Genomic DNA, 21,240 nt, shown 5'->3' with positions numbered 1-21,240 from the left:
AAGCAGGAATCAACAGAATTAAGAGCATTGAATTAGTTGAAATTGAAGAGTTCTGAAATGCTCATATTCAAGCCCATTTTCCTTCAGAAAACCGAATCTCGAACTTTTTTAATCCCCATCAATTTAGGATCTATACAATAAACTTAAGAATTCTATTTCTACACCTAAGACTTATTGAGTGAAATAAAGAAATTATTCTATCTAATAAAAATTTTTCATATATTTCTACATTACATAAGGAATGTTCGCATCGAATATTCTACTCCTAAAAAGAAAATAGGATCACTAAAAAGACTGTTATAATTACTATTTTACCACCTCCGCTTAGCAACCTCTTCGCTGTATGGAATCTTCCACCTACCGTTAATCTCCACAGCCTTGATTTTAACTTCTCTGAATTAACAGTTGAATATTTCAGCAACTTCGCTAGGTGTTAAGTACCTCTCCACAGTTATCAAAAGTTATGTGAAAACGTTATAGTCTCTTCCTCCAAATTATCGAGATAGCAACCAAAACTACAGAAACACCTAAAAGTGCATACTGAAGGATTGGGTATTCAACGTGTATATTGGCGTCTCTTTGAGCAGAAATTGTTATAACACGAAAGACGTGGGCTGAAGGGAAACTTATGTTAACGACCATGGAAGGAGAAGATATAGTAAGTGAAACTGAACCTTCACCCAGGCTATTTGTATACCCCTTAGTGTATTCCTTGCCGTTAACGTAAACTACGTAAGGTTGATGAGGAGAAGGAATTGTTACATAAAAACCGCATACAGTTACCGTAGAGGGGTCAATTCTAACTCCCACGTAAGTGAAATTCCAAGGAATAGGAGTTTGATAGTCAACAATGTATTTTTCGCCGTTAAGGATTACATAATTAACAAAAATCGAACCGTTAACGTCTTCCAAGATTGCAGTGTAATTGAAAGGCTTAGTAGCGTTAATCCAACCGTCCCTTTGAGGAGCTATGCTAGGGAGAGAACAAGAAAGAGTAAACCAACCCTTAGAAGGAGTGTGAACCCAAAGTCTACCAGTGAAGGTAATTAAGACTGCGGTAAAGTCTCCCTGCGATAAATCTGATACGTGAGGATTAAAATTCCCTCCATAAACTACTATGCCAGGATTCCACCCTGGAGATGTATTATCTTTACCTATAAACGTAATTACCACAACTTGTGAGGAGTTGTTTATTTTAAATACTGCGAATGATCCTGCTATCCCCGCCCCCTCAAGTATTAGTGGTTCTTCGCTTATCTCTCTTACCCCTGCAGTTATGAAAGGGAAGGCGGTGCTATTTATCTCCTGCTGAGTTAACGAGAAGTTTATGGAAATTTTACTACCTAATATTACCTCCTTTGGATATTGCACAGAAACTGAGGCAGTGAACGAACTTACTGATGAAAGTAAGGTAATTGTCAACATTAATAGTAACAATAGTAATCTCATAGATAAGTCTAACTAATTACATTAATTTAAAGTTTCTCGATTTCATGAGTGTGTTCAACAATTTAGATTATTTGAAACTTATTCATAGATCAACATAAGATCCGATGTTATCAACGCTATTAAGGAAGTTTATAAATTTCGTAGTCACACATTGCAATGTAGAAGAGAGTTCTACAATGAACTCTATGAGCAATGTGAGGGGGAGTATAAGTTCAATGAAGGCTTATCATGTCGTGGTTGGCTCCCTAACCTAGGCGTGGGGCAGGACAGGGAGAATGGGGACTAGAAGTTAAATTATGAAACCTAAATGATAATCCGACCCCTAAGTTCACCATTGACGATTAGCAAAAAGTAACTAAATAGTAAATAGAGGTAAGCCGTTGTCAACAGTTTCAGACAAACCGTGAAGTTTAAATACTTTGCGTGTACATTTAATTGTGAAGTGAACACACACCTCACATCTAGGTCCTGCCCCAGATGTTTCCCGAAAGGTTGGTAGGACTTTTAGGTGTGGGTTCGCACTAGACCTCAAGATGTGCGGGTTTCCCCACATCCTCAAGGCTGTGGGTTGGGGTTATCCCGCTAAGGGGTATGAACGGGTCTGCCCTTGACTCTGGTGAAGCCCAAGGGCTGAGAATTAGATACAAATTCATGAAAATTCAATGAAGCCCAAACCCACTAAGTAAGAAGTAAGTTATTAATATATTAATTTACTTCCTTCATATTACTAATCATCTTACTTTCGCCTTTATCTCTTTCCGTCTTGTATTCCTAATTAAGGCAGACACTAAAGTTAATAGCTTTCAGCTAATGACTCACCATTAAATCCTAGTCTAAGAACTTTCTGGAAATGCTAGAGCTCTTAACTCTCAGAAGTCCCATTAATCGGCTATTAAAATAAAAACGTATTCGTAATTGCCTGGATTTTGAGTTTTGCAGTAAGTGAAAATAACAGCCATCCTCTTCTTCATTTTTAAAGATTACTAATATCAGCTCGTGTTAATTCTTAGACTGTAACTCTTTCACGTAACTACTCGTTTTTTAAATACAGTTTTGAATACATTTATATAGGTGTTTTCCTCGAGGGGTATGATCCCTTAAGCCAGTGGCTGAATTAGAAGTAAGGAAAAGTTACGTCACGAGTAAACACTATTACTACTCTACAGTTGATAGAAAAACGTGTTAAACGTAAATCAGTTTCTTAGTCTCTCTTCCCCTTCATCTCCTACCGTAAACGATCTTATACTCATCCCCGCTCAGAGCCGGTACGTAGTACTTCCTCTTAAAGTAGTTCAAGACCACTTTAGTCCTAGCCTCAGCCTTTATAAACGAAATGGGGTGGAGTAACGCGTTCCTTACAGTGTTTCTAACCAAATCACCCCTTGTCATGAACCTGATCACAAAACTCCTCTTCCTCAACAAGTGTGGTATAATCTCTATGTTTTCTCTACCGTGGAGTTCAACAGCTATTTGCTTAACGTAGTCTAACCACTCCCCGCTTTTCATCACCCTCCCCTCAGCTCCTTCGATGTCCATCTTCACTACTGAGAACTTGCCTAAAGAGTTCACACTAACACTATCGACCTCGACCCCGCTTTCTCCAATCCTCGAGCCAGTCCCCTCATCGACAATCTTTAGTTTAACACCGTCAACATCATATAAAGCTTTGTTCACCAAAACAACGTTCTTTAAATTGTTTATCTCCACGTTTTCCTTCAACAGTTTGAAAGCCCAAGGTAAAGGTTCAACGGCAACTACTTCCTTAGCCTTCCTAGCCACCTTTACGGTGAAATCCCCAATAAATGCGCCCGCATCAAGCACAGTGTCCATGTCCTTAACTTTCAAGAAGTCCCATTCAGCGGCTATGAAAGTAGCGTAATAAACGTATTCGTAACCCTCCGGGACTTTCAGCTTAGTCTTGCCATATGTGAAAATCATGAAGACGGCCTCTCTCCTTTAAAATACTTATTTTCGCCTTTTAATAAATATTATCAGGCTGTGGACGGAAAAACTCGCTGCATAAAATTCTCACCTTAATCGACTATCAGTTACTTATTAACTTTCTCTCCCCTCACTCAACTAATTACCTTTAATAGCGAGGCTATGAATTTTAGCTTAGAAGGTAAAAAAGACTCTATTAATCTCACCTCTTCAGTAGAAATTATCTTAAATAACTTAAAAAGAACAATAACCGAGAGAAGCAAAAGGAGGTCGAGATATGGAGGATCTACGAAAACTTCATAAAGAGCTATTAAAGGCATTGCAGTCAGTAATATGCCCTCCCTTTTGCCCAAAATAAATGTTGAAGTCCTTAAAGCGTACACAAGGATAAAAGAAGAGGAGATAACGGTGACTATTACTTGGGAAATTGCTCCCCCCATTATTCCAATTCTTGGAATTAGAAGGAAGGAAGTCAGTAAGACTACACCAGCATTAAGCAGCGAAAGGAATAAAAAGGGCCTTAAAGACTTCTTAGCAGCTATTATGAAGTTCGTTAGAGAGTTTATAGGAAAAGGTAGGGTTGTAGCTAAAAGTAGTAGGATCAAAACTCTTATACCCTCAGTGTAGTCTGGGAAAAACCTTTCCACGACCAGGATAGCAATAGGTATTGAAATAATTACTGACAGAAAGGAGATTAAAGCCAATACGCGAAAAGAAATTGAAGACATCTTCTTTTCGTCACTACCTAAAGCCTTATAGAATGAGGCAGTAGGTAAAAGAACGTTGTTCAACGCCCCTAAAACCATTGCAGGAACCCCAGCTACTAATGCAGAAAATTGGTATAAACCTAGATAGTAAGAGCCTAACAAATAGGCTGTTGTAACTCTGTCCCCTTGCGATGAGAGGAAATTAGCTGAAGAAGACAAGTAGAGAGGTAAGCCTTCCTTGAAGTGCTTAAACAGAAATGCAAAGTCTAGAGAAGGTAAGACTAGCCCCACTTTTCTAGACAGAAAAGAGTAGTTAAGGAGGACTGAGAGTACTCCTCCCAAAATCCATATTTCTACGAATAAGTAAATATTGTGAGAGAGGACGGCGATAATTGAAATCCCCCATCTTATGATTAGAAAAAGGTTCCCAGTTATTGCTGTCTCAGTAAACATGTCCATCCCTATCATTATAGCAACTAGGACATTATTCAGAAGGTAGAGAAAGAGATAAGGGATCGCTAACTTAACGTAATTTGGGAAAAGTAGGAAGATTAGAAAAACTGGTATAGCGAGGAAAGGGAATGAGAGGAACTTTCCCACAACCCCTTTATTTACCTCCTTCTTTGCGTAAAGGTAAGATATTTCCCTTGTTATTATTTGTCCCGGGATAAAGTAAAAGAACGTAAAAGTAACTACTTCAAGAAGTTGAATTATTGCAACTTTCCCAAAGAACGCTGGATTAGAAATTTTTGCAGTGACTATGAAGAAGATTAAGGCGATTAGGACATTAGTGGTGATTACGCTGAGGCTCTTCAACGCGTTCTTTATAGGATTCATCCAATTTAGTTCTTTGAGAAAAAATATTAAAGCTTTTGATAGTGATTAATAGTCAGATTATAAGCAGAGAAAATTAGTTAATTTCAGACTTTTCAATATAAAGCCGTTGATAACAGTTTCGACAAACCGTGAAGATTATATACTTTACATGATCATTTAATTACAATGCTTAAACCTAAGGAAGTATGCTAAAAACTAGGAATATCCTACCGCACACTACAGAGTTACGTAAAGAAAGGATACATTAAGCCAATAGTACTACCGACCGGAAAGTTGAGATTCAAAGAAGAAGACGTAGAAAGATTAATGGGAATTATCAGGAAGAGGAAAGTAATACTATACGCCAGAGTATCATCAAACAAAGACGACCTGATAAACCAAGTAAAGTACTCGAGGAGAACGTCAAAGATTACGACCAAGTCATCACCATTTTGGATTAAACATGAAGAGAAAAGATTCCTCAAACTACTAGGAATGATACTCGACAATGAAGTATCAAAAGTAGTCATAACATACCCAGACAGACTAGTCAGGTTTGGTCTCGAGTATCCAAAGCATACAACTGCGAACTCGTAGTAAGAAAAAACACCAGAACAAGAACTAATAGAAGACCTAATCTCCATACTAATCTCGTTCAGTATTTTTTGTAAAAAGTTTTTGGTTATACCGTGAATGGCGAAGTTTTCCGTTCATTTATAAATTGTTCAATGCTCTTGTTAATAAAGGAAGGCAAGATGAGAAGAAAAGAGAATTTCAAAAAAATATATTAGCTTGTAAGCTTAGCTTTTTATGTGCCTGCATAACTGGAGAAACTTCTTTTCTTTAGGGCAATTATCACTGCTATCATGACTACTATTAAGATTATTATGATTAAACCGATGGGACTGCTGAATAAACTACCTAGACCTTGCCATGGCTTATAGATAGTCATAATGGTCATAATGGAGTTATATAGAGGGTTTGATGGCGATACTGTAGATATGTATTCTTCAAAAGCTTTGGGGATACATTTTACGATGATATAGATTATTACTAGCAGTCCTACTAGCAGTAATAATAATACATTACCAATTTCTAACTTTTTATCGTCAAACCCACTTGCATTTATTATAGGTCTTGTTAGCCTTATCACAAGTCTGTTTATGTTTCTTTTAGTTATTAAAAGAAATGATATTGGGAAAATGATTGCCGTTGATAGCAATACCATGGATGCTATGCTAATTGAACCGCCTGTTGTTAATAGAACTACAACGGATATTATACCTATACCCATTGATAGACTTTCGATTGATTTTTCATTAAACCTTCCTTTTGTGGTTGTCATTTTCATTTTTATTCGGTAGATAAAGCAAGACAAAAGGTTAAAAAGATTCTAAGGAAAGGTGAATGCAAAACAGCTGTATTTAACGCTAAAAACTCCAATCCTCACCGTGAAGTGTTTGGTTTAACAAAACGAAGGACTTGCCATTCCAAGGCGGGTAGGAACTCAGTAGGGCACTTCCACTTAAGACACGAGACTTATAAAACAGCTGTATTTTATGGGATTTTCAAGCAGAATTGACTTCGTTTCAAATCCTTACATTTTTACTTATGACAATAGGTTCTACAAAGTTACTGACGAGGGTTTGTACACATGGGCTTGCCATAGGAGAGAGAAGAGATTATGAGTAAAAGAAGAAAATAACGAATGCCTATACAAGGAGGATTCCACATACATTACTGCATATATTAAGATCATAGCTCTCGCTATCCGAACTAAAACATTTTATTATACTGAAGATACAATTTTAAACCATGCCTTTTGACTTTGAAGACCTAGGTATGGGAGTTCTGTTAATTAAACCTAAGGTCTTCCCTGACAAAAGGGTTTCTTCCTTGAGCTGTTTAAGGCTACTGACTTCAGCAAACACAACATTCCTATGCCAGTTCAAGTTAACATGTCCTTCTCAGTTAGAGGAGTAGTGAGGGGATTGCATTATCAGATAACGCCAAAGGAACAAGGAAAACTAGTATTCGTACCTAAAGGGAAAATATTAGATGTTGCAGTAGATGTCAGAAAGTCTTCACCAACTTTTGGAAAGTACACAAGTGCGGAATTAAGTGAGTCTAACCACCACATGTTGTGGATTCCCCCAGGCTTTGCCCACGGTTTTCAAGCTCTAGATGATTCACTAGTCGTTTACTTCGTAACCCATAACGACTACTCGCCTCAACACGAGAGGTGCATAAACTACTCATATATCGAATGGCCGATTAAAGAAATCATAGTCAGCGATAAGGACAAACAGTGCCCCCCACTTGATAAGGCAGAAGTGTTTCTTAGACCACTTGTTGAAAAAGATTTATAATTTCTATTGGAATAATAAGTACAATGCGAGTACTACTAATTGGAGCCTCTGGCCAGTTAGGCATTGAATTAAATAAGTTACTTTCTAAAAAATACCAAGTGATCAAGGTGTATAACTCGTCTGAAATTCCTGACAGTCATAAAATGGACATAACCGATTTTCCCGTTTGGAGGATTTCATAATTAAGACTAGGCCTGATGTATAATAAACACTGCAGCTATGACTGACGTAGACAAGTGCGAGGTAGAAAGAGAAAAGGCTTATAAAATAAATGCCGAAGCAGTAAAACACATGGTAAGAGCTAGTAGGGTAGTGGAAGCTTACTTTATTCACGTGAGTACGGACTACGTTTTTGACGGCACGAAGGGGAATTACAAAGAGGATGACTTACCAAATCCAATAAACTACTATGGGCTGACAAAGTTATTAGGAGAGACCTTTGCCTTATCATACGACGACAGCCTCGTTATAAGGACTTCTGGGGTATTCAGACACAAGGGGTTCCAGTATATGTGTACAAAACGTTAAAGGAAGGGAAGACAGTCTTCGCGTATAAAGGTTATTACTCGCCCATTTCAGCGAGGAAACTAGCATCAGCAATAGAAGAGTTACTGGCCCTTAGGAAAACTGGTTTACTAAATGTTGCAGGAGAGAGAATATCGCGTTACGAGCTGGCTCTAAAGATTAAGGAAAAGTTCAATTTGCCAGGAGAAGTGAAGGAAGTAGATGAGGTTAAAGGATGGACAGCTAGGAGGCCCTTTGACTCCTCTTTGGACTACTCAAAAGCTAAGAAAATCTTATCCGTCGATTTTTACAGTTTAGACCTAGAAGGTATGGTGTTGTGAGATGGAGGCAGTAATCCTACATGGAGGGCAAGGTACAAGGCTCAGGCCGTTAACCCATACTGGCCCAAAGCAGTTGATAAAAGTCGCAGGAAAGCCGGTTTCACAGTGGGTCTTAGAACAGATCAGGGATGCAGGGATAAGGGACGTGATTATTGTACTTGGAGACAACGCGCCAACACGTGTCGTGGAGTATTACGGAGACGGTAGCAAGTTCGGGGTTAGGATAACCTACGTTTATCAAGGTAAGGCTAGAGGACTAGCTGACGCGGTTTATAAAGTGAAGGACGTGGTTTCGGACAAGTTCTTAGTCTACTTAGGGACAACTTAGTCCCTTATGACCTTAGCAAGTTCTCCTCTTTCAAAGGCTCAGCTTCAATCCTACTAGCCAAAGTTAATAATCCCAATAGGTTTGGCGTGGCTGTAATAAAAGACGGGAGGGTCGTAAAGCTCATCGAAAAGCCTAAAGAACAGATTTCCGACCTAGCCCTAGTAGGTGTTTACGGTTTCACAAGGGAGATCTTTGACGTTATTGAGTCGTTAAAGCCTAGCTGGAGAGGTGAACTCGAGATTACTGACGCAATACAAGGGTTAATAGACAGAGGTAGGGAAGTAAATTATGAAATAATCCAGGGTTGGTGGAAGGACACTGGGACTCCAAAGGACATCTTAGAGGCTAACGCGTTTCTACTAGACAGATACGCTGAAAGTAGGATTGAAGGTGTAGTAGACAACTCTACAGTTGACGGCAAAGTGATAATTGAGAAGGGGGCTGTAATAAAGAACTCTGTGGTAAGGGGACCAACTTACATAGGGAGGGACACTAAAATTATCAATTCCTATATAGGTCCTTTCACTTCTATTGGTGACCAGAGCGAAATAACGGACAGTGAGATAGAATACAGCGTAATCCTTGACGGCGTTAAGATAAGGGGGGTGACACTAATGGACTCTTTAATAGGGAATAACTCTACTGTTGAAAAAGGTGGGAGATGGCAAAAGCTAATTATAGGTGAGAACTCCTCGGTGATATTATGAAAATCATAGTAGTTGGTGGTGCTGGGTTCATAGGCTCCGCTTTCGTGAGGGAGTTGAACAAGAGGGGTATAAAGCCCATCGTAGTAGACCTCTTAACCTACGCTGGAAGGAAGGAAAACCTCATTGGGACAGACTACGATTTCGTCCAAGCCGACGTTAGGAGCGAAAAAATGCATGATATAATTAAGGAGTATTCTCCAGACATCGTCATAAATTTCGCAGCCGAGACCCACGTAGATAGGTCAATTTATAAACCACAAGATTTCGTAACTACTAATGTTCTAGGTACGGTAAACTTACTTGAGGCTTCACGGAAATTCAATTTCAAATACGTCCACATCTCTACAGATGAGGTTTACGGTGAGGAGTGCGGGGATGAGAACTCACCTTTAAAACCCTCTTCTCCTTATAGCGCGTCTAAAGCGTCAGCTGACTTGTTCGTAAAGGCTTACGTAAGGACTTATGGGATAAGTGCGGTTATAGTTAGACCATCTAATAACTACGGTCCTAGGCAGTTCCCTGAAAAGTTAATACCTAAGGCTATAATTAGGACTTTACTAGGGATACACATTCCAGTGTACGGTGATGGGAAAGCTGAAAGAGACTGGATATTTGTAGAGGACACTGCTAGGATAATTTTCGACGTGGTGAGTAGAGCTGAGTGGAAAGGGGAAGTATATAACATACCGGGAGGGCAGAGGTATAATGTGCTCGAGATCTTGAAGATGTTGGAGGAAGTGAGCGGTAAAGAGGTTAAGATAAAGTTTGTCTCAGATAGACCTGGCCACGATAGAAGGTATTGTATGACAACAAGTATGAAATATGAAGTAACGCCATTTAAGGAGGGTCTGAGGAGGACTTATGAATGGTATTTGAATAACAGATGGTGGTGGGAGCCTTTAATTAATGATAAGTTCTTCGTAGAAGACGAGCCGTGGTTGACAGTTTAGACAAAGTTTTTATAAGATTACCTAGGTTAATTTTAGCCTTCACGATGGTTCCCTTAACTTTGCTTTCTATTCATTCTGCCAATATGTTTCACATGCTCTCATTCTGTGCACTAATTTCATGCGTTTGACATTAAAGAGACGATATCACAGATTGTGCGAATTATACTTTATCTGAATGTGTCCAACAATTTTTGTATAAAATTTTAGTAGGATGGTGAGGTGGTAATATAAGGGGAAATATGAGAAGCAAGTTGGAACGCCTCACCTTGCTTTAAACATTTCCCCTTGTACTAGGGATGAAGTTACAAGAGCTTTATCAGCTTGTTGAGGAGGGTCGAGGTATCACTTCGCGTAGGAGTACTGTGGAGGAAGTTGGGCGAGTACCCTTACCCTATGCTGTTGATGAGAATTAGGGTAGTTAATAACTCAGTTTATTGGGTTTTGATGGATTTAATCACGGTATTTGTGGTCTTAGACTAGGATTAGACTTTGAGGGATTAAGCTTGACTGGTAAAATACTTCACGACATGGTATAATGCACTCTTTGCTTTGGGCTTAAAACATTAGACATTCTGTGAACTTGGTAGAACATGTGTTTAGGAGTTTGAAGTTAAGGCTTGCAAATTGGTAAACACTTCCCACACAAAGCTTTAATAATGAGGTGTATTAAGGCTTTCTTCACTTTATACAACAAGGTGAATAAAATTGTTAGACACACTCTGAGCAATTATAGTAACACATAAATAGTTATTTTAAGAAGATATGAGATAACAAAGGCTCTCACACCTTAGATGTAGTGATTATGCATATAATCACAGAATATCCATAATTTTTAATAAATACACAACTCAAATATAAAAACAGATATTTTAACAAATTTAAATATTATCTAGTAATTCTAGATCTAGTCAAATTACGCTAGTTTATCGTTTTTATATGCTTTTAAAATTCCTATAGGTTTATTCTCGTAATTAACGTTGAACCCAGCTTTTCTTAAAATATCTGGAAGATCTTGCGGATAATCGTGAAACTCTAATATTATATTTTCTATTTTATTCAATACTTCTGCAGGAAGATCCCTTAATATAGCGTATTCGCAACCTTCACAATCCATCTTAAGTAAGTATACTCTATCAATATTATATTTTTGAATTAAAGATGCAAGAGTCGTCGTAGGCACCTTAATCTTTTGGTCAAATTTAATTCCTAATAATCCCATAACTTGAGTAGAAGGGCTAACAGTATTTACATTAGGATTGTCTGAAGAAATAATAAAATCTACATACCCCTCATAATTAGTTAATGCATAAGGCAATAAAATTACCTTATTATCTAAATTATTAATTTTTATATTATATTTTCCAAGTTCATAAGACTCAGGAAAAGGTTCTAACGCAATAACTTTTTCTGCCCCGTTAGTTGCAAAGAAAATAGACGAATCTGCATTGGAAGCTCCTACATCTATTACAACTCCTTTAAAAGACTCACCATAGGTCTTGCACTCATATATTTCATCTATATGTCCAATATCTGCACCTTTTTTAGTTCTAATTTTCAAACAGACTTCTTTGCATAAAATAGCATTATTCTCGTCTGCTTCTTTAACCTTCCAACCTTTTTTTAATAAGCTAAGAAGAGCGTATAAATCGTAAATACTATTTTTTAAAAATATTCTATTATTGTCTTTTAATTTAACTTCTAAAAATGCCAATTTTTTATTAGCAATAGTAAGGTATAAAATGTCAAACCAATTGTCAACATATCGTAATAATAATCGTGTAAACCCCACAGATTTTCTTAATTTACTAAACACTCCCATTAATATCTTTGTTATCTCTACAATTTTTCATATTTAAATCTTTTGTCAATATTTCGCTTATAATGCGGTTTCTATTTATGTTATAAAAATCATAATTTTATATTAATCTTCTTAATTTTTATAACTTTATTTACAATTTTATAATTTAAATATATCATATTAATATAATTTCTTAGAAATCTTTTATCATCGGTTCCTAGTGATCTACCACCTAAATGCTCAATATTAAAGCGTATAGACTTATAAGAACCCGTGCTTAATATATTTAAAAATAAATCAAAATCTTCTACTCCATTAATATAGGTTTCATCGAACAATATTCCATTATTTCTTAGAATATAATATGGACTTATAATCAAAAATTCTCCAAAGAAAGAGATATTCTCTACGCTCATTAATGGTCTACAAATTAAGCTAAAAAATTCTTTATATTCATATATATAAAATTTTGTATTAAATTTCTTTAAAATAGTAAATTTTTACCTATATTTTGACAAAAGTAGTAAATTCGACAAGAAATTGAATCTACATAATTTAAACTTATGTGGGCCTCCAGCACCTATAATTGAATTAAATCTCTTATTATCAATATTTAGTAGCTTTGATACAAGCTGTTTTATATTATCTCTGATAATTATATCATATTACTAATAATTATCCATTTGGATTATATTTTAATGATATTTCCACACCTTTATTAACACTCCTTGCATAGTTAAAATACCTCCCCTTACTTTCCACTAGGATTGTATGGAAACTTTTGATAGATTTCAATAAATTTGATGTTAACTTATCTTTGACATTCGGTGTAGGGACTACAAATACTATTTCTGAGTCTCCTTCTTTTTCAACGATGTTTATTTCAGCAGAAGGTCTAGATCTAGACCATTTAATTAACTCATTGACATCATTAAAGCAATAATAGAATTTTATTATATCATTAATATTATCACTAGTGTGAGATCATCTAGATCTTCTTTGCACTCTACTTGCATCAAGTAATTTAGTTATGAGACGATGGTTAAAAACTTTACTCTTTACTAGGATTAATACAAAGGCTATCGTAGCCAATTTTGATCAAGCTGAGATTTCTAGGTATTTATGTAATAAATGGAAATTTATTCAGTCCAAAAATAGATGGATAGGGCCCAAGGTTTCTGAAGCACTAAAAGAAACATCTGGTGATGTGGTAGTTTTCTTAGAGGATGATGATCTATTTGAAAGAACCAAATTAAAGGTAATATATGATATATTTAAGCAAAATCAAAATTTAGGTTTTTATAGACATAAAGTTAAGATTATTAATGAAAACGGTAAGGAAGCAAATTTACCTTACAACCTATATAATTCTGGTAAAATTGTTATCAAGAAAAGTCGAAATATTGGAAAACAATATTTATTAACTTACACAGAGGCGGTTATGTGTCCGTGTCTTCCATGGCAATCAGAAGAGAAATTTTAGAGGAATATGATACTTATTTGAAACAAATCAAATTAGCTATTGACTCATTTTATTTGGTTATAGGATTTTTATCAAACTATGATATGCTGTTTGATCACATAGTTCTAGGAAAATATAGATTACAAAAATATTCTGCATCTTCAAACTTAACTAATTAATAATTTTATAAACAATTACTCTTCTAAGTTTAGAATTCAATGCGAAGATATGCAGATAATTTATAGATTAAGTAAAGGTTCAGAAATAGAGAAATTTTTGAGGTATGACTATTTGTTCTTGAAAGTACTGCACAAATTATTTAGAAACACTAAAAAGAAACCATCAGATGATATCTGCAAATTGAATTTTTATGATATCCTTAAGGTTATTAATAATCCATACGCCGAAGACAGACTTAGAAACTTTATCCTTGCAATCGCTTCCTATTTCCCATTCACATTAAGGAAGATCATTCTAAGAAGGATTTATAATTTTAGAGTTAAAATGTACAATAATCTGTTTGGTTAAGTTGATTAATGGATATCGTTATTAACCATACGATAAAACTTAAATTACAAAGAACGAGAAAGTGTTAGAATGTTAAAGCAAATTAGACCCTTATATTTATTACTCTACTTAACTCCTTTAATGTTTGATATTATACTTTTATACACATATCTTGATAATGGAATAATATACTGGTTAGACTCTAATTATCCTTTTTCTCCATTAATATTACTTAGGAAAATTTTATTTTATTATTGGAACGATCCCTTTTTCCCTGGAGCTCCACTTTTCTATTCTCAAGATTCATTATTCATGGGAATTATTATTTTTCTACTATACAATATATTCCATTTTTCCTTAGAGTTATCAGAGTTTATTTACTTACTTCTCTTTATTTATCTATCTCAAGTGGGTTTTGTAAAACTCTTAAATATTATATTTGAAATTCTTGAGAAGCGATACAGTTCCTATTTTACCTTAATAGCTGGACTATTAGGGGGATTTATATATTCATGGGGATTTTATTCTTATACGCCGCCTATATTAGGAGTAAATTACCCGTTTTTTATTTTTTATATGTTATTTCCTTTAGTCCTATATTTTAGCATAAAGTATATTTTCAAGGAAAAAGTCATTTCATTCTCTTTAATAATTTTGTATTTAATTCTGGCTAGTGGGACTCTATTTTCCGAATTTACGTACCTACTTTGGTCTATAGTGCTCTATTTATTTACTGTAGTTCCAATATGGTTACTTTCACGTAAACCTTCTTTTGTACAGTTTACCGTAAAGAACCTCGTTATAGCTCTAATTGTCATCGTAGCTGGATTAGAACAGCTTTATCAGACATATAATGCATCAATAGGAGCATATCAAGTTGGTGTTCACGGTGAGTTTCTAGGGAAGCCAATAGTTATATATGAAACAGAGGCACAATACAAAAACTTTCCTTTATCTTCTTTTATATCTTTATATTCGCCAGAAAAATATGAAATTATTGGGGTATTAATATTTGTACTGATTTTCGCTACGATACTCTTTATAAAAGGTAAAACTGGTAAATTCTTTGCTCCCCTTTTATTTCTATTATTAATAATAGGAGGATTGTCTACTGGAATCATAAATGTTTTACCCTTATATTCTTTACACTCTACTCCCATAGGTTTCATTGCTATAGGCTTAATGTACAGTATACAATACATCTTTTCTGGTTTTCCTGTTTCCTTTGTTAGTAGTCTAATAATAGGTTATACACTCTTGTATATCCTTGAATATCTAGGCAAAAGAAGAAATTACATTAAGATTCTTTTCATCTTAATCATTTTGCTTTTATCCTCGTCTTATATTTACTCTTTTAGAGCTGGCGAGGTACACCCAGAAATTAGGGCATTTAACTTGCCAGTTAATGCTACAAATATTTTCTACCCACCCCCTGAGTTAGTCAGTGTGGGAAACTATCTTTCTGTGCACGACGAATTTTATAATGTAATTGAATTCCCAATGCAGTATGCTGCGGGAATGTACGATAATAACGGAACAAAAGCTGTATGGTATACAATTTATCCTTTGTCAGACTACATTATGGGGCAAGTTATAAAATCTCCTGCTCTTGCTAACAACGCGATTATAAAATCTCTTGCTAACAGCGCGATTTACCCCATTTATAAGTACTTTCCAGCTTTTAACATAACTAACATAACCAACTATTTCGTATTATTAGGGGCGAAGTACATTGTGTTAAACAAGCAAGAATATCCAGGCCCAGGCGTTCCTCTGGGTTACGCTGGAGGATATCCTTGGAATTACACGAAATTTATTGAGGCTTTAGCTCGTACCCCTAATATAACGTTAGTAATGGAAAATAGTTATTACAACGTGTATATGATAAACTTAAACGTAAGTCTATTATATCCATCTGAGGGGCTTGCGGAAAACCTAAGTAGTGACCAGTTGTTCTTTCTTTACGCGAATAATATGCTAAAAGCACAGAAACAGAGCGTGATTTACGGGTTAGGTGCGATTAATATAACTAATATCTCTGGCGTTCATATTAGAGTGGTTAACGATTACTGTAACGAGGTATACGAGATTCAAGTCAATGCCTCAAGACCATTTTATTTAGTCTTCGATGAGGGGTATTCGCCCTTATGGGAAGTTACAATAAACGGTGAGATAAATACCCATCACTATATAGCTAATGGTTACGCAAATGCGTGGTTAATGCCAGCTGGAAATTACGTAGCCACATTAAAACTGAGTATATTACAAACCGTGCACATAACGTATTTATTGGTCTTTCTGGGCTTCATTATTCTGGTCTTAATCTATGTGTTACAAAGATTTAAGATATTTAGATATTTTAAAAACTATTGAAAAGGGGTGTGTCAGATTATAGCACAAAAAATTTTAGTTCTTATGGATCCGCAACCAGAGGGTGGTTCAGCATACGTGGAAGCTCAAATTAGCAGGAGGTTATTAAACAAATTCGGCGATAATATTAAGGTGGCATACAAGATTAATGATTGGAGTTATATTGATAAAATGTTAAATGAGTTAAAAAATGATAATATTAAAATGATTTTTGACCTAAACTATTGGCCTATTAATTATCATCAAATTAAATTTTTTAAGAATAATTTTAAAATAAACAATTATCATATTCTATTGGATCATAGTTATTATTATTCTAGAAAACTTAAAGTCAGAAGCGCTTTGTTGCTTCAAGGTATGGGTTTGCATGCATCTAGGCTTGGAATTCCTTACAATCTAATTAAGTACTTGAAAATAAGGAAAAACTTTCCTATAGATATCTTTCTTAGTACTAGGAACAAGCTTATATACATTTTATAAAGGTGTCAGAGAAAGCTTAATTTCCAATTTTATTAAATATTCTAACCTCATAGCACGTATTTATGGAGTTTCACGAGGTCAACTGAGAGCATTAGGGCTTAACAATTCTAAAAAGGCAATAGTTATAGATCCCCATTAGCTGTTGAGAAAGAGTTATTAAATAAGCGAAAGGAGGCGTCAAAGAAAAAAGATTATCTAGTGTTTTTTGCTAGGCTAATTCCACTAAAAGGAGTTCTAGAGCTTCCATTTATAGTTAAGGAAGTTATAACAATGAGCGGATATAAGGAGTTAAAGATAGTAGTCATGGGAAAGTTTCCTGATGATAACTTAAAAGCAATTTTTTTCGAAATTGTTAAGAGACTTCAATTAGAAGATAACATAATATATAAAGGATATCTGACTAGTAGAGAAGAATTATTTAATATGGTATCGGAAGCTAGATGCATGATATATCCTACACATGAAGATTCTTTTTCTTTAGCTATATTGGAATCAATAACTGTGGGAACTCCAGTGGTGGCTTATGACATACCTGGGCCTAAATCTGTATATAGTGGATTAAGTGCGGTAAAATTCGTTGAGGAATATAATATAAAACTTATGGCGACCGAAGTTACAAAAATCTTAACTATGAATGATGATGAGTACAACTCCCTTATTTTTAATGACAAAATGGATAAATTTATCGAAAAACATACTGACTGGGATTTAGTAGTCGAAAGATATTATAGAGATTTAATGTCGTTATTTTAGTGATGTAATTATTCTCTAGAAGCATATAATTTACCTAGGATTAAACCCTTTTTATATTGATTATTCCATAGTTCTGGTTTGGTTACCTTCACTTTAAATCCGGCCTTCTCTAATTTTCTTTTCAGATGAGAATATCCATAATGGTACTCCATTATGATCTGGTCAAAATACTCTAATGTGGAACTATCAGCATTTAATAAGAATTCGTATTCACATCCTTCACAATCTAGCTTCAACACGCTTCCTTTCTCTACTTGGAAATTTTTTATTAAGCCTTGCAACGAGAACGACGGAACAGTATAACCGTTATTTGAACTCATCAGTGGTGTTGGTCCACCGCCTAGCCTCGGATTCACCGTTACAATACCATCAGTTCCGCACGCGGCATTAACAATCTGGATGTTCTTAAAGTTATTGAGTTTCACGTTTTCCTCTGCAATTTTAGCTATCTTTGGATACGCTTCTATCGCAATAACTCTTTTGGCTCCTTTTAACGAGAAGTAAATAGCAGAATCTCCTATCGCAGCTCCGCAATCAATGACGGTTTTATCTTTTACGTTTACATCTTGATATTCTTCCTTAATGTAAACTCCAATGATATCACCTTTAGTATAATCCTTCAAAATTATCTCATTAGTATCATAAATTATTTTAATTGTATTCTCATCTATGTCTATTATATTTATTTTTTTACCTTTTTTGCGAGCTAAATAGAGAAAAGCATAATAAGAGGCGATCTTATACCCTTTTCCGGTCACTAAAACCTTTTCTCCGTTTTTTAATTCAACAACAAATGGGTAATGTCTTAATAATGATTTGAGGGCTACAATTAATGGATTTTTGTATGCTTTTGCATATAAAGGGAAAAGGGTATATGGATACCTATTGAAATTACTTATTAGTACCTCTATAAATGATGCATAGTTAGCCATTATGAAAGTTTAAATAGGTTATATCTATTATAGTTTTTGTGTTAAGATCAACAGTAATCGTTACAGCGCATAGGAGGAAGGCGTTTATAAAGGACGCTATTGAGTCTGTCATGGAAAATTCATTGAAACCAACAGAGATTATAGTAGTGAAGAATTTCAAGGACTATCAGATTGACTCGTTTTTAGAAACTTATCATGTTAAGAATATTTATACTGATGATGAAACATTGGGCGGAAAGATTTCATTAGGCATATATCAGAGTTCTGGCGATATATTGTTCTTTTTGGATGATGATGATTTATTTAGTAAAGATAAAATTAGGGAAGTTATCTATAAATTCAGTAAATATGATATAGGGTTTTATCATAACGCTCAAGAGGTAATTCATAACAAGTTAACTGGTTCTAATTTATCTACGGATAATCAAAGATTTATGTATTATACTAGTATTGACACTCGAAGGCTGAAGGAACTTTTATACAAGTTTAAAGCAGGGTTTAACGGTAGTTCTATAGTAATTAGTAGAGACTTGGCGATGAGATGCGTTGACTTATTGAAAAATGTTAATATATCTGTCGATACATTTCTATTATTTTGTGCCGTAGAAAATAACCTACCTATAATGATAGATTTTAGAAAGTTGACTTATTACAGGATTATTATGAGCCAAAATAGTAATACAGAGGTAAATGACAAATTGTTTAAGATGCTATACGAAGACGCATTGTATTTTAAGCAAATATTTAGTAGCAAAGCCCTGAGAGATTTTATTGAAATGTCTATTATTCAGCATGATTTCTTATATAAGATTATTTCTAAAAAAGAAATTAGTAAAAGAGACGCTTTAATTAGCATGGTAAAGATGTTAAGATATTCCCTAAAATACCCTAATAAGTGGAATTTCTTCCTACAAGGACTTTCCTTATTATCAGTGTTCTCAGCGGAGAAAAGCAGAAGTCTCTATCTAAAAAAAGTTCGGAGTAACTCAATGCTCTCTATATAATCATGCTTTTAGTTTCTCAATAATAGATAACAGCAGTTTAGTCTGATTTTGTATAGAAAACTCTTCAGCTCTTTTTCTGCTTTTCACACTAGTATCTTCTGGGTAACCTTCGTTATAAACTTTTATTGTTAGTCTATAAAACTCCTCTTCATCTGATGCTAACCAACCTGTTTCCCCATCTACTATAGTCTCAGCTGGTCCCCCAGAATACCTAAAAGCAATTACTGGTGTCCCAGCGGCCATAGACTCAACCGGTATATAACCATAATACTCGAAGTCAATAGGGTACAATGTAACCAATGCTGAAGAGTAGAGATCCCTTAATTCCTCATCAGAAACTCTCTCTAAATACTCGGCGTTAGGTATCTTATACCCTATGCTCTTCATCTTTACTTTTTCCGCGATTTTAGTTAGCAGATCTACGTGAGAAGGATATCCTCTTTTTAGAAACACTAACACGAACTTCTCTTTATTCTTAGAAGGTTTAAAGAAATCTGTATTTAAGGGCGGGTAAACTACTGCCTTAGGGGGTCTGTTGTAAAGTAAAGAAACATAGACGGCTGAGGTTTTACTATTCGCTAATACAACCTTATATTTCTTAACGAAATTCGAGAATTTTATCGCATTATATAGGAGAAATGGAGACGCTAATGCTGAAACTAGCTTATTCCTTCTAATAAACGGTTCCCAGAAAAATACACTAGTTAACACTCCTTGACTCCAATAGATTAAGTCGTCTTTAAATTCTGAAACGGGAATTATGTCTTCAACAGCGACTATGTATATTCCATCATCATGAAGATATTTTTTAAAGGGCTTTAGAGGGGACGGAGAGCCTAAAAGAATTCTAAAGCTTGAAAGCAGCCCTAAACCTTTATCGATATTAATTATTTCTATGTTTCCAAGTTTGTTTACGCCTATTGAGGTAGATAATGAAATAATTACTGGTTCATATCGACTTATTTGTTTTATTCCTTTAGAAAAATTTATTATAGCCCTACTGGCCCCGTCTCTTTCTTTAAGACGACTGGTGAGGAAAAAGATCTTCATGGTTTATCACCGCTTCTTTGCATAAATAAACCCTAAGTTCTTTAGGGTGTGCTCAACTTTTACTTTATACCCGTTTTTAGTCAGATTACTTACTATATCCTTATAGTTATAATCCCATTCTATGAGCAAACTCGGTATTTCCTTGATATAAGGGACTATGATTTTCTCACATCCGTCGCAGTCTATTTTAGCTACATCAAATGGACCATAATTAGAGATTAATTTTGGCCAACTGATATAATTTTCATCGTCCTTTATGCCTACGCCCTTGTCTACCACAATAACGTTATTGATACTGTTAGCCTTTAAGTTTTCCCTCATTAGTTCAACTTTCTTACTGTCTACTTCTACTGCTACCACCTCTTTCGCTCCTGCAATGGAAAAGTAAATTGGGGAATCCCCAATCCCTGCCCCTATATCTAACACTCTCTTTCCCCTAACGTCTATTCTCCAATAATCTGAGAAGGAATCACCTGGATAACTTAATTTCCAACCCTTCAAACAAATTTCCCTTCCATTAAATTGAAATCTCACACTATCTTCATTAAGTTCAACGATCTTTAGCCCAGCCAGCAAGACTATCTCGTTAGGTTTCAAATACAGTAGTTGCCCATTTCTTAGTTTACACTTTATCCTCTCTTTATGAAGATAAATACTGAGCATTACTGAATGCCAGTTCTCGAAAGTCGTACTATATTGTCTTATTAATTCAAGCAATCGTTTAGGCGGAATGAACTCCACATTTCCACAATAGGTTTTTTAAATATAAACA

Annotated in this window: 17 protein-coding genes and 7 pseudogenes; 14 read left to right on the top strand and 10 right to left on the bottom strand. The window is 35.1% G+C overall.

Going from position 1 to position 21,240, the window contains the following annotated elements; translation table 11 throughout:
- Positions 1 to 289: 289 nt before the first annotated feature.
- Positions 290 to 449, bottom strand: a pseudogene (locus SSOP1_RS16845) (IS607 family transposase); the annotation flags it as partial.
- A 25-nt stretch (positions 450 to 474) separates the two neighbouring features.
- Positions 475 to 1,449 (bottom strand): hypothetical protein, encoded by a 975-nt coding sequence (locus SSOP1_RS04390; protein ID WP_010923128.1) that lies wholly within the window; start codon positions 1,447 to 1,449, stop codon positions 475 to 477.
- Positions 1,450 to 1,876: 427 nt separating this feature from the next.
- On the opposite strand from SSOP1_RS04390, the pseudogene SSOP1_RS17555 reads away from it, so the two are divergent.
- Positions 1,877 to 2,115 (top strand): annotated as a pseudogene (locus SSOP1_RS17555) (RNA-guided endonuclease TnpB family protein); the annotation flags it as partial.
- 552 nt (positions 2,116 to 2,667) lie between these two features.
- On the opposite strand, the gene SSOP1_RS04385 reads toward SSOP1_RS17555, so the two are convergent.
- Together SSOP1_RS04385 and SSOP1_RS04380 are read right to left on the bottom strand one after the other, a co-directional pair.
- The gene (locus SSOP1_RS04385) at positions 2,668 to 3,387 is read right to left on the bottom strand and encodes an FkbM family methyltransferase (RefSeq protein WP_010923127.1); all 720 of its coding nucleotides are present in this window, start codon (positions 3,385 to 3,387) and stop codon (positions 2,668 to 2,670) included.
- A 137-nt stretch (positions 3,388 to 3,524) separates the two neighbouring features.
- Positions 3,525 to 4,934: an MATE family efflux transporter gene (locus SSOP1_RS04380; protein ID WP_010923126.1), complete on the bottom strand. Its 1,410-nt coding sequence runs from the start codon at positions 4,932 to 4,934 to the stop codon at positions 3,525 to 3,527.
- Between the two features lie 201 nt (positions 4,935 to 5,135).
- Between SSOP1_RS04380 and SSOP1_RS04375 the strand changes: the two are divergent.
- Positions 5,136 to 5,606, top strand: a pseudogene (locus SSOP1_RS04375) (IS607 family transposase).
- Positions 5,607 to 5,721: 115 nt separating this feature from the next.
- On the opposite strand, the gene SSOP1_RS04370 reads toward SSOP1_RS04375, so the two are convergent.
- Positions 5,722 to 6,207, bottom strand: coding sequence for a hypothetical protein (locus SSOP1_RS04370; RefSeq protein ID WP_048054200.1), 486 nt, complete (start codon positions 6,205 to 6,207; stop codon positions 5,722 to 5,724).
- Between the two features lie 265 nt (positions 6,208 to 6,472).
- Here SSOP1_RS04370 and SSOP1_RS17815 point away from each other — a divergent pair, with 265 nt between their 5' ends.
- The 6 genes and pseudogenes from SSOP1_RS17815 to SSOP1_RS16840 all read left to right on the top strand — a co-directional run bounded on the left by SSOP1_RS17815 (position 6,473) and on the right by SSOP1_RS16840 (position 10,592).
- Positions 6,473 to 6,601, top strand: coding sequence for a hypothetical protein (locus SSOP1_RS17815; RefSeq protein ID WP_269454381.1), 129 nt, complete (start codon positions 6,473 to 6,475; stop codon positions 6,599 to 6,601).
- A gap of 127 nt (positions 6,602 to 6,728) precedes the next feature.
- Positions 6,729 to 7,282: pseudogene (rfbC, locus tag SSOP1_RS04365) on the top strand (dTDP-4-dehydrorhamnose 3,5-epimerase).
- Between the two features lie 23 nt (positions 7,283 to 7,305).
- A pseudogene (locus SSOP1_RS04360) lies at positions 7,306 to 8,127 on the top strand (SDR family oxidoreductase).
- A 1-nt stretch (position 8,128) separates the two neighbouring features.
- Positions 8,129 to 9,162: pseudogene (locus SSOP1_RS04355) on the top strand (glucose-1-phosphate thymidylyltransferase).
- Positions 9,159 to 10,112, top strand: coding sequence for a dTDP-glucose 4,6-dehydratase (locus tag SSOP1_RS04350; RefSeq protein WP_010923120.1), 954 nt, complete (start codon positions 9,159 to 9,161; stop codon positions 10,110 to 10,112). Before SSOP1_RS04355 ends, SSOP1_RS04350 begins: the two are co-directional and overlap by 4 nt.
- A gap of 324 nt (positions 10,113 to 10,436) precedes the next feature.
- Positions 10,437 to 10,592 carry a hypothetical protein gene (locus tag SSOP1_RS16840; protein ID WP_158011693.1) on the top strand — a complete coding sequence of 52 codons (156 nt, stop codon included), beginning with the start codon at positions 10,437 to 10,439 and terminating at the stop codon, positions 10,590 to 10,592.
- Positions 10,593 to 11,025: 433 nt separating this feature from the next.
- Here the strand turns inward: SSOP1_RS16840 and SSOP1_RS16200 are convergent, their stop codons facing one another.
- Together SSOP1_RS16200 and SSOP1_RS04340 are read right to left on the bottom strand one after the other, a co-directional pair.
- On the bottom strand, positions 11,026 to 11,823 hold the full coding sequence (locus SSOP1_RS16200) for an FkbM family methyltransferase (protein ID WP_231918206.1): 798 nt from the start codon (positions 11,821 to 11,823) through the stop codon (positions 11,026 to 11,028).
- A 197-nt stretch (positions 11,824 to 12,020) separates the two neighbouring features.
- A complete protein-coding gene (locus SSOP1_RS04340) occupies positions 12,021 to 12,326 on the bottom strand; it encodes a hypothetical protein (protein ID WP_010923118.1) in 306 nt (101 codons plus the stop codon).
- A gap of 614 nt (positions 12,327 to 12,940) precedes the next feature.
- On the opposite strand from SSOP1_RS04340, the gene SSOP1_RS04335 reads away from it, so the two are divergent.
- The 5 genes and pseudogenes from SSOP1_RS04335 to SSOP1_RS17540 all read left to right on the top strand — a co-directional run.
- Positions 12,941 to 13,393 carry a glycosyltransferase family A protein gene (locus SSOP1_RS04335; RefSeq protein ID WP_010923117.1) on the top strand — a complete coding sequence of 151 codons (453 nt, stop codon included), beginning with the start codon at positions 12,941 to 12,943 and terminating at the stop codon, positions 13,391 to 13,393.
- A gap of 207 nt (positions 13,394 to 13,600) precedes the next feature.
- Positions 13,601 to 13,900 (top strand): hypothetical protein, encoded by a 300-nt coding sequence (locus SSOP1_RS04325; protein ID WP_010923116.1) that lies wholly within the window; start codon positions 13,601 to 13,603, stop codon positions 13,898 to 13,900.
- 633 nt (positions 13,901 to 14,533) lie between these two features.
- On the top strand, positions 14,534 to 16,252 hold the full coding sequence (locus tag SSOP1_RS04320) for a hypothetical protein (RefSeq protein ID WP_231918205.1): 1,719 nt from the start codon (positions 14,534 to 14,536) through the stop codon (positions 16,250 to 16,252).
- A gap of 6 nt (positions 16,253 to 16,258) precedes the next feature.
- Positions 16,259 to 16,729, top strand: coding sequence for a hypothetical protein (locus SSOP1_RS17545; RefSeq protein ID WP_010923114.1), 471 nt, complete (start codon positions 16,259 to 16,261; stop codon positions 16,727 to 16,729).
- Between the two features lie 171 nt (positions 16,730 to 16,900).
- Positions 16,901 to 17,482, top strand: a pseudogene (locus SSOP1_RS17540) (glycosyltransferase); the annotation flags it as partial.
- Between the two features lie 8 nt (positions 17,483 to 17,490).
- Here SSOP1_RS17540 and SSOP1_RS04310 read toward each other — a convergent pair.
- The gene (locus SSOP1_RS04310) at positions 17,491 to 18,414 is read right to left on the bottom strand and encodes an FkbM family methyltransferase (protein ID WP_010923112.1); all 924 of its coding nucleotides are present in this window, start codon (positions 18,412 to 18,414) and stop codon (positions 17,491 to 17,493) included.
- A gap of 38 nt (positions 18,415 to 18,452) precedes the next feature.
- Between SSOP1_RS04310 and SSOP1_RS04305 the strand changes: the two genes are divergently transcribed.
- Complete coding sequence (locus SSOP1_RS04305) at positions 18,453 to 19,418, top strand: glycosyltransferase family 2 protein (RefSeq protein ID WP_010923111.1); 966 nt, start codon at positions 18,453 to 18,455, stop codon at positions 19,416 to 19,418.
- Here SSOP1_RS04305 and SSOP1_RS04300 read toward each other — a convergent pair whose 3' ends face one another.
- Positions 19,419 to 20,468: a glycosyltransferase gene (locus SSOP1_RS04300; RefSeq protein WP_010923110.1), complete on the bottom strand. Its 1,050-nt coding sequence runs from the start codon at positions 20,466 to 20,468 to the stop codon at positions 19,419 to 19,421.
- A gap of 6 nt (positions 20,469 to 20,474) precedes the next feature.
- Complete coding sequence (locus tag SSOP1_RS04295; protein ID WP_010923109.1) at positions 20,475 to 21,209, bottom strand: 50S ribosomal protein L11 methyltransferase; 735 nt, start codon at positions 21,207 to 21,209, stop codon at positions 20,475 to 20,477.
- Between the last annotated feature and the right edge of the window lie 31 nt (positions 21,210 to 21,240).

The organism is Saccharolobus solfataricus (assembly GCF_900079115.1).
GTDB lineage: Archaea > Thermoproteota > Thermoprotei_A > Sulfolobales > Sulfolobaceae > Saccharolobus > Saccharolobus solfataricus.
This window is presented reverse-complemented; position numbering and strand designations above follow the sequence as displayed.

Coding starts and splice junctions, on each gene's coding strand:
- SSOP1_RS04390 (WP_010923128.1), bottom strand. CDS start 1,449: ATGAGATTACTATTGTTACTATTAATGTTGACAATTACCTTACTTTCA.
- SSOP1_RS04380 (WP_010923126.1), bottom strand. CDS start 4,934: ATGAATCCTATAAAGAACGCGTTGAAGAGCCTCAGCGTAATCACCACT.
- SSOP1_RS04385 (WP_010923127.1), bottom strand. CDS start 3,387: ATGATTTTCACATATGGCAAGACTAAGCTGAAAGTCCCGGAGGGTTAC.
- SSOP1_RS04350 (WP_010923120.1), top strand. CDS start 9,159: ATGAAAATCATAGTAGTTGGTGGTGCTGGGTTCATAGGCTCCGCTTTC.
- SSOP1_RS04370 (WP_048054200.1), bottom strand. CDS start 6,207: ATGGGTATAGGTATAATATCCGTTGTAGTTCTATTAACAACAGGCGGT.
- SSOP1_RS17815 (WP_269454381.1), top strand. CDS start 6,473: ATGGGATTTTCAAGCAGAATTGACTTCGTTTCAAATCCTTACATTTTT.
- SSOP1_RS04300 (WP_010923110.1), bottom strand. CDS start 20,468: ATGAAGATCTTTTTCCTCACCAGTCGTCTTAAAGAAAGAGACGGGGCC.
- SSOP1_RS04335 (WP_010923117.1), top strand. CDS start 12,941: ATGAGACGATGGTTAAAAACTTTACTCTTTACTAGGATTAATACAAAG.
- SSOP1_RS04310 (WP_010923112.1), bottom strand. CDS start 18,414: ATGGCTAACTATGCATCATTTATAGAGGTACTAATAAGTAATTTCAAT.
- SSOP1_RS04325 (WP_010923116.1), top strand. CDS start 13,601: ATGCAGATAATTTATAGATTAAGTAAAGGTTCAGAAATAGAGAAATTT.
- SSOP1_RS04340 (WP_010923118.1), bottom strand. CDS start 12,326: ATGAGCGTAGAGAATATCTCTTTCTTTGGAGAATTTTTGATTATAAGT.